The organism is Microbulbifer jejuensis (assembly GCF_047289955.1).
Lineage (GTDB): Bacteria > Pseudomonadota > Gammaproteobacteria > Pseudomonadales > Cellvibrionaceae > Microbulbifer.
In genome coordinates, this window is the sequence record NZ_JBLBUB010000026.1 from 56,563 (window position 1) to 70,471 (window position 13,909).

16 protein-coding genes and 1 tRNA gene are annotated in these 13,909 nt (G+C 54.2%); 6 read left to right on the plus strand and 11 right to left on the minus strand.

The window, feature by feature from the left end; genetic code table 11:
- Positions 1 to 131: 131 nt before the first annotated feature.
- The 6 genes from acpP to ACL7TT_RS16100 form a co-directional block, all read right to left on the minus strand.
- Complete coding sequence (gene acpP, locus ACL7TT_RS16075; RefSeq protein ID WP_299945251.1) at positions 132 to 368, minus strand: acyl carrier protein; 237 nt, start codon at positions 366 to 368, stop codon at positions 132 to 134.
- A gap of 225 nt (positions 369 to 593) precedes the next feature.
- Positions 594 to 1,349 carry a 3-oxoacyl-ACP reductase FabG gene (fabG, locus tag ACL7TT_RS16080; RefSeq protein ID WP_413396910.1) on the minus strand — a complete coding sequence of 252 codons (756 nt, stop codon included), beginning with the start codon at positions 1,347 to 1,349 and terminating at the stop codon, positions 594 to 596.
- A gap of 53 nt (positions 1,350 to 1,402) precedes the next feature.
- Positions 1,403 to 2,347 carry an ACP S-malonyltransferase gene (fabD, locus tag ACL7TT_RS16085; protein ID WP_413396912.1) on the minus strand — a complete coding sequence of 315 codons (945 nt, stop codon included), beginning with the start codon at positions 2,345 to 2,347 and terminating at the stop codon, positions 1,403 to 1,405.
- Between the two features lie 47 nt (positions 2,348 to 2,394).
- A complete protein-coding gene (gene plsX, locus ACL7TT_RS16090) occupies positions 2,395 to 3,417 on the minus strand; it encodes a phosphate acyltransferase PlsX (protein WP_413396938.1) in 1,023 nt (340 codons plus the stop codon).
- A gap of 27 nt (positions 3,418 to 3,444) precedes the next feature.
- Positions 3,445 to 3,636 (minus strand): 50S ribosomal protein L32, encoded by a 192-nt coding sequence (gene rpmF / locus ACL7TT_RS16095; RefSeq protein WP_299945258.1) that lies wholly within the window; start codon positions 3,634 to 3,636, stop codon positions 3,445 to 3,447.
- A gap of 74 nt (positions 3,637 to 3,710) precedes the next feature.
- On the minus strand, positions 3,711 to 4,253 hold the full coding sequence (locus ACL7TT_RS16100; RefSeq protein WP_413396915.1) for a YceD family protein: 543 nt from the start codon (positions 4,251 to 4,253) through the stop codon (positions 3,711 to 3,713).
- Between the two features lie 106 nt (positions 4,254 to 4,359).
- Between ACL7TT_RS16100 and ACL7TT_RS16105 the strand changes: the two genes are divergently transcribed.
- Positions 4,360 to 4,974, plus strand: a complete 615-nt coding sequence (locus tag ACL7TT_RS16105) for a Maf family protein (protein WP_413396917.1) — start codon at positions 4,360 to 4,362, stop codon at positions 4,972 to 4,974.
- Here ACL7TT_RS16105 and ACL7TT_RS16110 read toward each other — a convergent pair.
- Positions 4,949 to 5,593 carry an HAD-IA family hydrolase gene (locus ACL7TT_RS16110; protein WP_413396919.1) on the minus strand — a complete coding sequence of 215 codons (645 nt, stop codon included), beginning with the start codon at positions 5,591 to 5,593 and terminating at the stop codon, positions 4,949 to 4,951. The genes ACL7TT_RS16105 and ACL7TT_RS16110 overlap by 26 nt on opposite strands.
- On the minus strand, positions 5,593 to 6,597 hold the full coding sequence (locus ACL7TT_RS16115; protein WP_413396921.1) for an RluA family pseudouridine synthase: 1,005 nt from the start codon (positions 6,595 to 6,597) through the stop codon (positions 5,593 to 5,595). The genes ACL7TT_RS16110 and ACL7TT_RS16115 overlap by 1 nt, the downstream gene beginning before the upstream one ends.
- A gap of 805 nt (positions 6,598 to 7,402) precedes the next feature.
- Between ACL7TT_RS16115 and ACL7TT_RS16120 the strand changes: the two genes are divergently transcribed.
- The 5 genes from ACL7TT_RS16120 to ACL7TT_RS16140 all read left to right on the plus strand — a co-directional run bounded on the left by ACL7TT_RS16120 (position 7,403) and on the right by ACL7TT_RS16140 (position 11,716).
- Positions 7,403 to 10,357: an Rne/Rng family ribonuclease gene (locus ACL7TT_RS16120; protein ID WP_413396923.1), complete on the plus strand. Its 2,955-nt coding sequence runs from the start codon at positions 7,403 to 7,405 to the stop codon at positions 10,355 to 10,357.
- 168 nt (positions 10,358 to 10,525) lie between these two features.
- Positions 10,526 to 10,613 (plus strand) — tRNA-Ser (locus ACL7TT_RS16125).
- Positions 10,614 to 10,843: 230 nt separating this feature from the next.
- Entirely contained in the window at positions 10,844 to 11,362 is a 519-nt protein-coding gene (locus ACL7TT_RS16130) for a hypothetical protein (protein ID WP_413396924.1), read from the plus strand.
- Complete coding sequence (locus tag ACL7TT_RS16135; RefSeq protein ID WP_413396926.1) at positions 11,362 to 11,580, plus strand: hypothetical protein; 219 nt, start codon at positions 11,362 to 11,364, stop codon at positions 11,578 to 11,580. The genes ACL7TT_RS16130 and ACL7TT_RS16135 overlap by 1 nt, the downstream gene beginning before the upstream one ends.
- A complete protein-coding gene (locus tag ACL7TT_RS16140) occupies positions 11,567 to 11,716 on the plus strand; it encodes a hypothetical protein (protein ID WP_413396928.1) in 150 nt (49 codons plus the stop codon). The genes ACL7TT_RS16135 and ACL7TT_RS16140 overlap by 14 nt, the downstream gene beginning before the upstream one ends.
- Positions 11,717 to 12,261: 545 nt before the next feature.
- Here the strand turns inward: ACL7TT_RS16140 and ACL7TT_RS16145 are convergent.
- The 3 genes from ACL7TT_RS16145 to ACL7TT_RS16155 are packed head-to-tail and all read right to left on the minus strand — an operon-like array spanning position 12,262 to position 13,708.
- Positions 12,262 to 12,906: an SOS response-associated peptidase family protein gene (locus ACL7TT_RS16145; RefSeq protein ID WP_413396930.1), complete on the minus strand. Its 645-nt coding sequence runs from the start codon at positions 12,904 to 12,906 to the stop codon at positions 12,262 to 12,264.
- A 17-nt stretch (positions 12,907 to 12,923) separates the two neighbouring features.
- Positions 12,924 to 13,232 carry a hypothetical protein gene (locus ACL7TT_RS16150; RefSeq protein ID WP_413396932.1) on the minus strand — a complete coding sequence of 103 codons (309 nt, stop codon included), beginning with the start codon at positions 13,230 to 13,232 and terminating at the stop codon, positions 12,924 to 12,926.
- On the minus strand, positions 13,229 to 13,708 hold the full coding sequence (locus ACL7TT_RS16155; RefSeq protein ID WP_413396934.1) for a hypothetical protein: 480 nt from the start codon (positions 13,706 to 13,708) through the stop codon (positions 13,229 to 13,231). The genes ACL7TT_RS16150 and ACL7TT_RS16155 overlap by 4 nt, the downstream gene beginning before the upstream one ends.
- Positions 13,709 to 13,909 lie beyond the last annotated feature (201 nt).

Consider the following 13,909-nt stretch of genomic DNA (forward strand, 5'->3'; position numbering starts at 1 on the left):
CCGGTCAGCAGTCATAATTCCATGGTGCGAATAAAAAGAGAGCCGCGCTATGAAAAACATAGAACGGCTCCCAGAGTCGCTTGGCCCAGTATCGGAATGATACCGCCAGCGCCTAAACTACCCAGCAGAAATTAACCAAGGTTGTTCTTGATGTAATCCATTGCCAGCTGAACAGTAGTGATTTTCTCAGCTTCTTCATCGGGGATTTCAGTCTCGAATTCCTCCTCCAAAGCCATTACCAGCTCAACTGTGTCGAGCGAGTCCGCGCCCAGATCTTCAACAAAAGAGGCTTCAGGCTTAACGTCTTCTTCCTTCACGCCCAGTTGTTCAGCAACGATCTTTTTAACGCGCTCTTCAATGCTGCTCATGATTCAATTTAACTCCTAGTGGGTAAAAATCTGTTTTGGTCGCTATTGTTATTCCACCAAATTCAATTTTTGGCGATAACGACCGGCTCACACAGCTTTTGGCTAAATTCAGAGGCCATTGTACCCCAAGTTTTTGGGGATGTAATGTACGGCCCTTCACCACCGCCAGCAAACTAACATATACTTTAAAAATCAATAAGTTAAAGAATAAATTTCAATTGCTCATCAGGTCATGTACATGCCGCCATTGACCTGGATTGTCTCACCGGTGATATAGCCACCGGCATCACTCGCCAGGAATGCTACCACAGAGGCAATCTCCTCAGGCTGACCAAGTCGGCCGAGAGGGATCTTTTCCAGAAGTGCCTGGCGCTGTGCTTCAGGCAGCACTTTGGTCATATCGGTATCAATAAACCCGGGCGCAACGGTATTGACCGTGATGCCGCGAGAGCCGATTTCTGCCGCCAGTGAGCGCGCAAATCCTGCCACGCCAGCCTTGGTAGCAGCGTAATTACTCTGGCCCGCATTTCCCATACTGCCTACAACAGAGCTGATATTGACAACACGCCCCCAGCGCGCCTTGGTCATATCGCGCAAGCAGGCCTTGGTTACACGGTATACGGCGGACAGATTTGTTTCAATGACCGAGTCCCACTCGTCATCCTTCATGCGCATCAGCAGGTTGTCCCTGGTGATTCCCGCATTATTGACCAAAATAGTGGGCGCACCGAAATCACTTTTCACGGCAGCGTGCAATTGCGCAATGCTCTCCAACTCGGTGACATCGAGAACCATGCCGACACCGTTGATGTCTTTTTCGGCAAAACGCAGAGTGATTTTCTCGGCGCCGCCAGCACTCGTGGCAGTGCCGATGACCGTGGCACCCAGACCGCCCAACATATCTGCCGTCCCCGCGCCAATACCGCGGCTGGCTCCGGTAACCAGGGCTACTTTGCCCTCAAGGGAAATCTGAAACGTCATAGTAGCTTTGTCCTTGTGAAAAGTCGCACTCGGCTTTTTGTAGGTTGTAGGGCCTATACCGCAGTGGATCTCAGCGCTTCATTAAAGCTGCATGGATTATCAACAGCGTGGCAGGCAATGTTGCGATCGACTCGCTTTACCAGTCCGGCCAACACCTTGCCGGGCCCGCATTCAATCAACTGCGCTATACCATCGGCGATGATCTTTTGCGTACAGGCAGTCCAGCGTACGGGGTGATAGATTTGCTCGATCATCAGGGCCTTTATTGCCGCCGGATCTGATTCTGTTTGTGCATGTACATTGTGCACAATGGGGATTTCAGGCGTATCAAACTGCGCCGCTTCAATCTGGGGCGCAAGCTTCTCAGCAGCCGGTCGCATCAGCTCGGTGTGAAAAGGGGCACTGACCGGCAGAGGCATAACCCTCTTGGCGCCCGCCGCCTTACAGGCCTCTATGGCTCTCTCCACTGCAGCGCTATTGCCAGCAATCACGACCTGACCGGGAGCGTTATAATTCACGGCAGTAACCACTTCGCCCTTTGCCGAACCAGCACAAGCAACTTCCACCGCCTCGTCATCGAGGCCAATTACTGCCGCCATGCCTCCGCTGCCTAAAGGTACAGCCTCCTGCATCAGGCGGCCGCGCTCGCGTACCAGATGTACCGCTTCTTTAAAGGCCAGAACACCGGAACAGACCAGTGCGGACCACTCTCCTAGACTGTGGCCTGCCATACGGGCCGGCAAGGCACCACCGCGCGCGCGCCAGAGGCGATACAGAGCGACGCTTGACGTCAAGAGAAGGGGCTGGGTGCGCTGGGTGAGATTGATATCCTCCTGCTCGCCATTCTGACAGAGATCCCAGAGGTCGTACCCCAGAACTTCCGAAGCTTCGGCAAAAGTAGCCGGGATTTCGGGGGCTTCCAAGGCAATCTCGGCAAGCATCCCTATCTTCTGAGATCCCTGCCCGGGAAAGACAAATGCAAGTGCAGCATTGGTCATAAGATATCCTTAAACCTAAATTGGCAATTATCAGCAGAGGGTATTTCCTATCCTGCTCCCCTCGGGTTGCGCGCGCCGGATTGTGCCATGGCAGCACCAATTCTGGCGGCAAGATTGGCATCGGCACACTCTTTGGCCGTCACCAATGCCCGGTAGAACGCCTCGCTGCTGGCCCCGCCGTGACTCTTGATCACGTTGCCCTTCACCCCTACAAAACTGGCGCCATTATAGCGGGCAGGCTCCAGCTGTGTACGCCATTTTCGCAACAGCTTTATGGCCAATTGGCCAAAAAAACGCTTGAAATATCCCTTTTTCTCAATGGTGAACACTTTTTGACCCATTAGTCTAATCACACCCTCAGCGGACTTCATCGCCACATTGCCCATCAAACCATCGCAGACAACCACATCCACCGCGCCGGTAAAGATATCGTGCCCCTCTACAAAGCCCACATAGTTAATCTGGGGATCAGCCTCGAGCAGACTTGCGGCTTTTCGTATCTCGGCTGTCCCCTTGTGCGCCTCCGCGCCGATATTCAGCAGGGCCACCCTGATGTCCTCGCGGGCAATCGCCGTGTGGATATGCTGCGCCTCTATGCCCATCCGCGCAAATTGCAGCAGGTCTTTTGCACTGCAGTCGACATTCGCTCCGAGATCCAGAAGATAGCAGGAGCCTTTGCCCGAGGGCACCGATTTGCCCAGCGCCGGTTTTCTAACCCCGTCAATATTACCGAGAATACTGCGACTTAAAGCTAAAAGCGCGCCGGTATTGCCGGAAGTGACCACGGCCTGGGCATCGCCACAGGCAACCGCCTGCAAGGCCAGGGCCATTGTGGACTCACGCCTGTGGCGCACAGCCTGAAGGGGGTTGCATTCCTGGGTAATGATTTGCTCGCAATGAATGATCTCAAATCGGTCTGGAGATTCCAGACGGTACTGCTTCGATAATTGAGTTCCAAGCACCTTGCGTGGACCAAAAAGTTTTAAGTGCGCCTCGGGGAAGTTCTGAAGGAATCTGATGCAGGCCGGAACGACAGAGCGGGGACCTAAGTCCCCGCCCATCGTATCCACGGCCAATCGCAATTGGCTGACCAAGACTTACTCTTCTTCGGTGCCGCCGGTTGCGATCACCTTGCGGCCACGGTAGAAGCCATCTTTAGTCACGTGATGGCGACGGTGCTTCTCACCAGTGGTCGGGTCCACCGAGAGCGTTGTATCGACACCCAAAGCGTCGTGAGAGCGGCGCATACCGCGACGGGAACGAGTCTTCTTGTTTTGTTGAACAGCCATTGCCAGCTCCTAAAATAAGCAAATTTCGCTGGAACCGGGGCGCCTACCGGCGAGCCCTAACTCATCGAGCCAATCTATGACTTACCCGATGAACCCTTCAATTGTTCCAGCACTTTAAAGGGGTTTTCCTGTTGCCCACCCGCCTCGGCACCACTCTCACCAAAATGGAAGCGTCTTTTGGAGACACACTCCTCCTGATGATAAGCCACTATCGGCAGATTGAGCAGAATTTCATCTTCGAGAATCTGGTGCAAATTCAGCGCATCGCCACCCTGGATCACCGGATCCAGGTCCTTGGGAAGAGACTTTCCCTGCGCCTCAGACCACACAATACCCCAGCAAAATGGCGCTTCCAACTGCTCGCGCACCGGGTATAGACAGCGCTGGCAAAGCAACTCAACAGTACCAGTGACTTTACCGCGCACGGTGAGATGCCCTTGCAGGTCCCGCCCAAATCGCAATTCGGCCGAAATCGCGCCATCAACAGACTCTACAGCACTACTTAGCCGCTCGAGCGAATCCAGCGGCAAAATACCGTCGAGACACTGCTCGCGCTGCACCAACTTTCGTGCGTCAACGCACTTCGGCAATACTGGTTTAGAGGGGTCTGTCGGCATAAGCGCGCAATTCTATGGACTCGCCCCACCCTTGTCAAAGCAATTGAGGCCCTGCAGTATCCCCGAGCTTAAACCGTAACCGCACAGAAGTGGAGACACTGCAAGCATGACCCAGCCCCTGATACTCGCCTCAAGCTCCCCCTACCGAAGAGCCCTGCTCAGGCAGCTGCAACTTCCCTTCCAGTACGCCGACCCCCGTACTGATGAAAAGGCAAAACCTGGGGAGGATGCCGACGCCCGAGCTCTGAGACTCGCCGGAAAGAAAGCCCACACCCTGGCCCCGGCTTACCCACAAGCCCTGATTATTGGGGCGGACCAAGTGGCCGAATGCTGCGGTCACATCCTCCACAAACCGGGCTCCCGAGCGCGCGCCATAGCGCAACTGAACATCTGTGCGGGCAAGCGGGCCACCTTCCATACCGCCTTGACTGTCCTTGACAGCACGAGCGGCAGACAGTCGACAGGCCTTGAAACCTATACCGTCTATTTTCGCCCACTTAGCAAAGCGCAAATTGAACGCTACGTGGAATTGGAGAAGCCCTACGACTGCGCGGGCGCGTTCAAGGTGGAGGGACTGGGGATTGCACTATTCGAAAAGCTGGAGGGCACCGACATCAATACTCTGGTAGGCCTACCGCTGATCCGCCTCACAGATCTGTTGCGCGAACATGGCATCGACCCACTGGCACCGCCTCTCAAGGCACCAGGGGCGGCCAGCTGAGTAACTCGGCAAACCGGTTGATGATGACTTTGGGGCCACATTCCTGCAAGCGCGCCGGACCATGCACACCGTAGCTGACCCCAACGGAGGGCATACCAATTGCCGCCGCCATCTCCAGGTCATATACCGTATCCCCCACCATGACCGCCTGACCGGCGGAACGGCCTGTTTCCCGCAGCAGCTCTCGCAGCATCCTCGGATCAGGCTTGGAGGCCGTCTCGTCTGCACAGCGGCTCGCGGTAAACAGGTGCCCCAGCTCATGCTGCTCTAATTCGCGATTGAGACCGCGGCGGCTTTTACCCGTGGCCACCGCCAGCAGATGCCCAGCACAACACAAGCGATCCAAGGTATCCAAAACCCCGTCAAACAGTGGCAGGGGCTCGGCCCAGGCTGACAACCACTCCTCGGAATAAAATTGACGCAGCGCCTGTTTTTCCTCACTGCCAACATCGGGCAGCAACGTCTCCAGCGCCTCCGGCAACCCGAGCCCGATAATATTGCTCACCGCCTCTGCAGCAAGCAGTGGAAGCCCCACCCGCTCAGCGGCACGCTGCATGCATGCCACGATACGCGACTCGGAATTACAGACAGTGCCGTCCCAGTCAAGAATAACCAGCATCAGCCCACTTCCCCGCGCAACCTCTTCAACAATGCACCCAGTTCATCGGGTAACGGCGCCGCCACACGTACCTTTTCCCCACCCGGGAGTCGACAAGCCACAGAGGCGGAATGCAGAAAAAGGCGCTTGAGTCCCCGGTTGCGAAACTCCCGGTTTACATCATCCGGTGTGTACTTGCCATCACCCGCCAATGGACAACCGACAAACTGCGCATGCACCCGGATCTGATGCGTGCGCCCCGTCACCGGTTCCACCCCAAGAAGCGTCGCCGTCCGAAAGCGCTCCAGTACCTGAAACCGGCTCTCCGAGGGCTTACCGTCGGGATGAACGGATACCATCCGCTCGCCGCTTTTGAGGGTATTTTTGCGTAGACAGGCCTCTACTACCCGCCGGCCGCGCGGCCATTTGCCCGCAGCCAGCGCCAAATAGGATTTATCCACGCGGCTACAGCGCAGATCGGCCTGTACATGCTGCAGCACGGCGCGCTTGCGCGCCACCATAATTGCGCCGCTGGTATCCCGGTCCAGCCGGTGCACCAGCTCAATAAATGGGCTCTGCGGATACATCTGGCGCAGCACCTCGATCAGCCCGAGCCGTACACCGCTGCCACCGTGCACCGCCAAACCCGCAGGCTTGTTGACAATCAGCAGCCCATTGTCATCGTAGAGAATGGATGCTTCCACCAGTTGGCGCAGAGACGCCCCTGCCAGCGGAGCGGGTGCCGTGCTGGCCGCGCGTATGGGCGGCACGCGCACCACATCGTCCGCCTTCAGCTTGTATTCCGCCTTCACACGCCCTTTGTTTACCCTGACCTCGCCCTTTCGCAGGATTCGATAGATCCTTGAACGGGGCACACCCTTGAGACGCGCCAGAAGAAAGTTATCGATCCTCTGCCCTGCCAGCTCAAGCGGCACAGTCAAAAATTGCACGCCGCCAGAGGGGGTCCAGGTACTAGAGGAATTGTCGGTCGGTGCCGGCTTAATAAGAGAGGGGGTACTGCGCATGGCAGGCATCATAGCGTTGCAACCGGGACAATTGAAGCACTCTTCTGTCCATGCTATATTCAGGCAGACCGGATTCGGCTGGTTTTCGACCATTGGCACCTTGCCAAGGTTAAAGACAGCTATGTTTTCAAAGAAAATATCACCGTTCGACCGGTGCGCGGGAATGCCGCGTTATCGATTACAACCCAGCCGGTGAGGCGTTACCCAGCAATGCAAATCCCTGGGGGCCTCATCGGTAGTAACAACCCGCGGTTGTGCGGGTAACTATCGCGAAGGTAAGACGGGCCGTGACCCGCAGCGCTTGAAAGGACGACTCATTGACTTGCGTCCCATTCTGTAGCAGATAACGCCAGCGACCGCACTGGCGAACCGGGTTTTACCGCTTCCACAAACCCGGTGGACAAAATATAGAACTGCTGGTCTCGGTCAAAAGCCGCGCTACACAACCAGCAATGTTGACGCAAACCTTGTCACCCAGCTTGAAATTGACCGACGGGTGGCTCCCGACCCAGTCATGGAAGCCCATAGCACTGGTACCGGGCAGTACTACACAAGGTACTGAAGGAAAAATGGTACTGTTGAAGGTACCAATGGATAACGTGGCAGCAGCACGTATCCAGAGTTTTTGCAGTGTCAGAAAGGGGTGGACATTTGTTTCAATAGGCCGCATAGATCGAATGAGCGGCAGAGCATAGTGCCACCCTTTTCCCTGCCCCGCCATCTGGTCCTCTCCTTTTGGCGGCCCAAAAGCAAGCCTGTGAACCGCGGTTGTCCTCCTTCGTGTAACGCAAGGAAAACGACACGCATGAAGAGAATGTTAATCAACGCAACCCAGCCAGAGGAGTTGCGTGTTGCCCTGGTGGACGGCCAGTGGCTCTATGATCTGGATATTGAAAACCGTACCCGCCAGCAGAAAAAAGCCAATATCTACAAAGGCAAGATCACCCGTGTGGAACCGTCCCTGGAAGCTGCCTTTGTTGACTACGGCGAAGATCGCCACGGCTTCCTCCCGCTAAAAGAAATTTCCCGCGAATACTTCCTCAAGCACGAAGGCCGCATCAAGATCAAGGATGTGGTTAAGGAGGGCATGGAAGTCATCGTACAGGTGGACAAAGAAGAGCGCGGCAACAAGGGCGCAGCACTGACCACCTTTATCAGCCTTGCCGGGCGCTACCTGGTACTGATGCCAAACAACCCCCGCGCCGGGGGTATTTCCCGGCGCATTGAAGGTGATGAGCGCTCTGAACTACGCGATGCCCTGGCCAGCGTGGAAGTCCCCTCGGGCATGGGCATCATCGTACGCACCGCTGGTGTGGGTCGCAGCAGTGACGAACTGCAGTGGGACTTGAATTACCTCCTGAAGTTGTGGGCCGCTATCAAGGAGGAAGCCGATTCCTCCAAGGCGCCACACTTCCTATTCCAGGAGAGCAACGTCATTATTCGCGCAATCCGTGACTATATGCGCGATGATATCGGCGAAGTGATTGTCGACGACAAAGGCGCTTACCAACTGGCAGCAGAATTCGCCCGCCAGGTCATGCCCCACTCTACCAACAAGGTAAAGTATTACGAAGACGCCATCCCGCTGTTCAACCGTTACCAAATCGAAAGCCAGATAGAAACCGCCTTTGAGCGAGAAGTGAAACTCCCCTCTGGTGGCTCCATCGTGATCGACGTCACAGAGGCGCTGGTATCTATCGATATCAATTCCTCCCGCGCGACCAAGGGTGGGGATATTGAAGAGACTGCACGCAATATCAATCTGGAAGCGGCTGATGAAATTGCCCGCCAGTTGCGCCTGCGCGATATGGGGGGCCTGGTTGTTATCGACTTTATCGATATGCAGAGTAAATCCAACCAGCGCGAAGTTGAAAAGCGCATGGAGAAGGCCCTAAGCATGGACCGCGCCCGTGTCCAGGTTGGCCGCATCTCCCGCTTTGGCCTGCTTGAAATGTCCCGCCAGCGCCTGCGCCCCTCTCTGGGAGAAACCACTTTTCGGGTCTGCCCCCGCTGTAGCGGCCAGGGCACCATTCGCGGCACCAAATCCCTGGCGCTCTCTATCTTGCGCCTGGTGGAAGAAGAGGCCAAAAAAGAGCGCAGCGCGGAGATTCGTGCGATCACCCCGGTGAATGTCGCCACTTATCTGCTCAACGAAAAGCGCAAAACCATTTCGCAGATCGAATCTCGAAACAATACCCGCGTCGTTGTCGTACCCAGTGCGGAGCTCGAGACTCCACACTTTGAAGTGCAGCGCCTGCGCGATGACGATACGGCCACCCCGGAGACCTCCTATAAAATTTCCGGCACTGTCGAAGAGGCCGCTACCAGGAAAGAGGAGAAGCCCCAGCGCACAGCGGTTCAACCGGCTGTGCAGCAGATCGCACATACCGCTCCAGCCCCCACACCGGAAAAAAAGCCCGAGCCCGGTTTGTTCATTCGCCTGATTAACGCCATTGCCTCCCTCTTCTCAACTGGGGAAAAAGAATCAGACACACACAAAAAATCCAAGCATCGCAGCAAAGGATACCAGCGCAATCGCAACCAGCGCGGTGGCCGCAGTAACCGCAATGGACGCCCCGCACGCCGCAAGGATGACCGCCGCGAGGAGGCCAAGCAGGAAGACAAGCACCAGGGGAAACAAACTGTAGAGCACAAAGCCGGTACTGAACGGGGTGATGGCCAACGTCGCCGTCGTCGCCGTCGCAGCCACGACAGTCGTGATCAAGATGACAATCGCTCTGCGGTTACTGACAGCAAAACGGCTGAGCAGGTCAGTGAAGCCGCAGGGCAACAGCAACGACCTGCGCGCCGCCCAAGCAATGTCCGTGGACGCCCGCAGGCTCGCCGCCGCGGCCGCCGTGGAGAAAATACCGCAACCGTGCCCCAAGGCCAGGAAGAACTGAACCGCGAGATTAATGAAGCCATTGACGAAGCGGAAAGTGAAGCCAGAAAGTCTCAAGCCATTGGCAATAAAAGTTCCGGTGCATCGCCTGCAGCCCAGGAAACCAGACCCAGGAGCCGGCACCAGGGCCAGCCCAAACCATCGAAGCCCGCATCTCAGACAGAGCAAATTGCGCAGATGGCAAAGGCTCCAACAAGTACTCATTTGATGGAACAACCTGAAGTCCCGGCAACACAAAGTGATGCGGCCAAGCGTGTCAGACCTGAGGCCAAAAAGGTATCTATACCCGCACAACCGGCAACCACAACTGATACTGAAGAGCAACCTTTCCCGGCAGCAACTGGAGAGCAGCTGATTTCATCCCCATTGGCAGGAGAGCAAGCTCCTGCCAGGGTGGAAATAGAAGCTGCTGCTAAGAAATCAGCTGCCGGAACACCAGCAGCAGAGCCCTCACCGCTGGATAATACTTCCGTTGTTGAGCCGGAGAATGCCGAAGAGGTCGCCCTGAAAGAAGCCAATGACGCCGCTTTGCGGGAACGGCGCGATGCGAGAGTCGGTGCCCAGGAAGCCGTATTGGCCACGGAAGCTGCAGCATCAGAAAAAACAACTACCCCTGCACTCCAAGGCCGCGCCGGCAATGATCCCCGGATCAACCCCAAGCCGCTGCGCGAGCTTTCGATTGTCACAAAGCACCGGAAAGTGGGCCTTCAGCAACCGCTGGACACAGGCCAACCCGCCGCAGTCGAGCACAGCCCACGCACCCTGTCCCGCCCCACCAACGACCCCCGTGTGGCCCACGGGCAAGCACAGAGTAATGTCGATGCCGGCATCGGCCGCAACTCAGCGGAGGCCAGCTAGAGCATACCGGGTCAAAGCCGCCTGCCCCGAAGGTGGCAAGTGGCTTTGACCCGTGCGACGATACGGCCAAAACTGGTCAATAAACGGTCTAACTTATTGAACTGCTTGAAAAATTTACAATGATGCTTGTATCCATTAAGGAGCTAGGTATAATCCCGGGCACAAATTGGTGGGGTGGCTGAGTGGTCGAAAGCGGCGGTCTTGAAAACCGTTGACTGTAACAGGTCCTAGGGTTCGAATCCCTACCCCACCGCCATAAAAAGTCTTGCAAATCAATCAGTTGCAAGCATCGAAGGGCGGTACTAATTTTCTTAGTACCGCCCTTTTTCGTTCAAGTGTCAACAAAGTGTCAACGCAATAATATTTGCGACTGGCAGGGAGGCGGTAAATGCGCAACTATTAAGATGCCCCCCTCTCCTTCCCAGCCACTTAAATCGCAAGTGCAGCAGAAAAAGAGCAGAAAAGGCCATTTGAAAAGGAGTTCACATGGCGGGTTATAAGCTACGCATGCGCGAGGAATTAGAGCGCAGGTATACAGAACTCAGGCGGCAATCAATCCAGATGGCCAATGAAGCACTGGATCTGCCAGGTACTCGGCTTGCACTTGTCGATAGCACTTCCTATACAGCCTTCCATCAGTGGGAAAACCACCCTAACAGGAAGGTTGATTGGGACTGGCCCTCCTCTTGGATTAGCTGGAAATTTAACTTCCCCAAACGATTTGAATCTGCCACCTGGAGTGGGAACCGCTTGGTAGGCTTTGCCATGGGGCGCCCTACATATCAAGCTACAGGGCTTAGGCTGGACTATATCGAGAAATCACCAGAAGCCGGAGAGCCGCATCTAGACCTTACGTATCTGGCTCTGTACGCCTATGCCACCCTCCTTGGCGCGACGCATGTAAAAATCATGTACCCCATCAATAGTGATGTCCGAGATTACTATGAACAAAAAGGGTTCAAGTACGACCCCAAGAGCAATAGCTGTATCCGGAGAATAATTTGATGAGTAACAAAATCAAAGACTTCAATGCTGCTCACAATGAAAAGCTAAAACGGCTTTCCAAAGAAGAGCGCGCGAAAGCTGGACTGAAAAAGCTCACTCAAGAAATGAAGGTCAACAAAGACAAGATCAAAGAGCCTGAAGGCCTAGCATCTGGCAAACGTGACAAAGATGGAAAAATGATCATTGATCTCAAGGAGGAACATGATGATGAGCAATAAGCCACTAACCGACAAACAGAAGCAGTTCACTGTTCTGCCTAATGAAGCAGACCCCAAGAGTGCATTCACAAAGGCAAGGCAAGCTGTCTCCAAAGCACTGGCTGAAGTGAAAAAAACAAAAGCCGACCGGCCTTGATGGTGGCGACAGCATCGTGGCGTTTGCCGAGACGGATTAAGAGGCTGGCATCGCTCTCGGCCTGGTCCAGGTGGGGTACTGTGGACGCAAATGGCGAGGAAATCTGAGAATAAGGCACAAAACCACCACCGCGCGGAAAACCCCGTGGTTACTGGCTTTCGGCTAATTTGGCCTGTGAAAAATCTCTTCATAACGCTTCAAAACTCTTCATTTTGTGAAATCATGAAAACCGCTACAACCCACGCCTAGCGGGGGTTTGCGGTGTTTTCCAATTTCACTGGGTAAAGGAAAGCCCAAAACCGGCAGGCGTGGGGAGGAGTGATCGCAGACCCTTTTCCACGTTCAAAAAATATACAGATCAATGCATGCCAGCTGGTTAAGTGCCTGAATTACCTTGGATTTGTCGCTTCCTAGGCAAAAAGCGGTAGCACCGCTGGCCGTGCCGTGTGATGAAGAAAATTGAAAACCCAGGATAGTAATTAGAAGACAGGATCTGGCAGCTTTGTGGGCCGAACAAGAGTGAGGGATATCTTGCGAGGTTCAGGTCAGGAAAGCTCCTGCTGTTCACCAGAGTATTCCGTAGAGGTCGCTCTTACCACCGGCCTCACCGTCAGGGGATGCCCGGCGTACTCGATATGCGGGTGCAGGTAGGGCTCAAAGGGGGCAGTATCTTCTCCACCGCTCAACCAATTGGCCACAAACTCCTTGTCTGCGGGCGCGACCATGGGCAGGGATTTCTCGTGATATTGTCTGGTCTTCGGGTGTGCCCCGAGGGTAATAATGGCGCAACTGAGCAAATTGCCCCAGGTCTTGTACAGACCGCAGAAGAAAAAGGGCTGGCCGTAACTGAACTCCACCGGATTCTTACCGTGCTGGCTTTCCACCCAGGCAGTGGCGGGGATCAGGCAGCGGGACTTGCGGTACTCGGGGCGCTTGCCCAGCTTCTGCCAGTTGCTGTTGATCGACCAGTACTTGCGGTGCGGCTTCCAGTTGTCGCCGTCGCGCTCCAGATACAGGTGCCAGATTGCAGTTTCCACTTCCGACCCCCCATGCCTGGCAGTGACAATGGAAACGTCCTGGGTGGGCCGCCTGCGGCGGCCATACAGCATGCGCTTCGGATGGTGTACTCCGTACTCCTTCAGGAAGCGCTCCATGCCGGCGTGATCACCCACATCGAATACACTACACAAGAGCGCGAACCCCTTTATCAGATTTCCTCATTTGAGACTTTTTCCCAGATTTTATAATAGCCGGAATCCCTCATGAGCTTAGAAATTTCATAATGTATATCTGGAATCATTTCCGAATTATCGATCTGCCCGAGCACTTCAATGCCATTTTCTTCATCTAGGTTCATTTGCCCTACCACCTCCCAAATAAACCTTGAAAAAAGCTCAGCTTCTTCGGGGTTGGATATTCCAGAATCCATTATGGCTTTAATATCAGCACGACCTAAAGCTCTCATATAGTGAGAAACAATATCGTTGACATGTGTATATCTTGAAAACGTAATCACAGTGCTCTACCTCCATCTTCCATAACAGACATTCTTTGTGCTACAAGGCGAAGCTTATCCACCAGCTGTTCGACAAGCATCCTTTCTGTTATCGCTAAAAAGTAATGTCCAGAATTTTCTGAGTCCTGCTTAAATGCCAGCCCCGGAGGGATATCCGCCTCGGATAAAACCCAGTATATGTCCACAGGCTTTTTCTTTGCCCTCTTTTTGAACATTCCATATACAAACTTTAAATTGTCCCAAGTAGAGGAAAAAGACAATCCCATTTTAGGATTTGGCAAAACCCAACGCTCATCAGGGGAAAATTGATAGTCACATACCCTGACCCCCATAACAGTTCTATATCGACCTTCCTTTCTCTCTTCATATAGAGTCGGGTGCTTCCCTCTTACTATCGGCCTTGCTCTGTATATCTCGATTTCTGATATAAATTTTTTTATATCAGACAAACACTTTAATTGCAATAATTTAGACATGGCACTCCTTTACCTTCACCAATCAAACAAATAAAAATAACACTCAACAATTGTTGACGCGGATTCAACCTTGAAGTGCATACCATTTATGCGGCTTGTGCCGCCAAGTAATTATCCATTAAATCTTCTGGTGTTTCAAAGCCTAATGTTTTCCTTGGGCGGTTATTTAAATCGCATACCACTGCATCAACCTCCCCCTGA

Excerpts from the sequence above, each read along its gene's own strand:
- acpP (WP_299945251.1), bottom strand. The coding sequence starts at position 368 with ATGAGCAGCATTGAAGAGCGCGTTAAAAAGATCGTTGCTGAACAACTG.
- fabG (WP_413396910.1), bottom strand. The coding sequence starts at position 1,349 with ATGACGTTTCAGATTTCCCTTGAGGGCAAAGTAGCCCTGGTTACCGGA.
- fabD (WP_413396912.1), bottom strand. The coding sequence starts at position 2,347 with ATGACCAATGCTGCACTTGCATTTGTCTTTCCCGGGCAGGGATCTCAG.
- rpmF (WP_299945258.1), bottom strand. The coding sequence starts at position 3,636 with ATGGCTGTTCAACAAAACAAGAAGACTCGTTCCCGTCGCGGTATGCGC.
- ACL7TT_RS16100 (WP_413396915.1), bottom strand. The coding sequence starts at position 4,253 with ATGCCGACAGACCCCTCTAAACCAGTATTGCCGAAGTGCGTTGACGCA.
- ACL7TT_RS16105 (WP_413396917.1), top strand. The coding sequence starts at position 4,360 with ATGACCCAGCCCCTGATACTCGCCTCAAGCTCCCCCTACCGAAGAGCC.
- ACL7TT_RS16110 (WP_413396919.1), bottom strand. The coding sequence starts at position 5,593 with ATGCTGGTTATTCTTGACTGGGACGGCACTGTCTGTAATTCCGAGTCG.
- ACL7TT_RS16115 (WP_413396921.1), bottom strand. The coding sequence starts at position 6,597 with ATGCGCAGTACCCCCTCTCTTATTAAGCCGGCACCGACCGACAATTCC.
- ACL7TT_RS16120 (WP_413396923.1), top strand. The coding sequence starts at position 7,403 with ATGAAGAGAATGTTAATCAACGCAACCCAGCCAGAGGAGTTGCGTGTT.
- ACL7TT_RS16130 (WP_413396924.1), top strand. The coding sequence starts at position 10,844 with ATGGCGGGTTATAAGCTACGCATGCGCGAGGAATTAGAGCGCAGGTAT.
- ACL7TT_RS16135 (WP_413396926.1), top strand. The coding sequence starts at position 11,362 with ATGAGTAACAAAATCAAAGACTTCAATGCTGCTCACAATGAAAAGCTA.
- ACL7TT_RS16140 (WP_413396928.1), top strand. The coding sequence starts at position 11,567 with ATGATGAGCAATAAGCCACTAACCGACAAACAGAAGCAGTTCACTGTT.
- ACL7TT_RS16155 (WP_413396934.1), bottom strand. The coding sequence starts at position 13,708 with ATGTCTAAATTATTGCAATTAAAGTGTTTGTCTGATATAAAAAAATTT.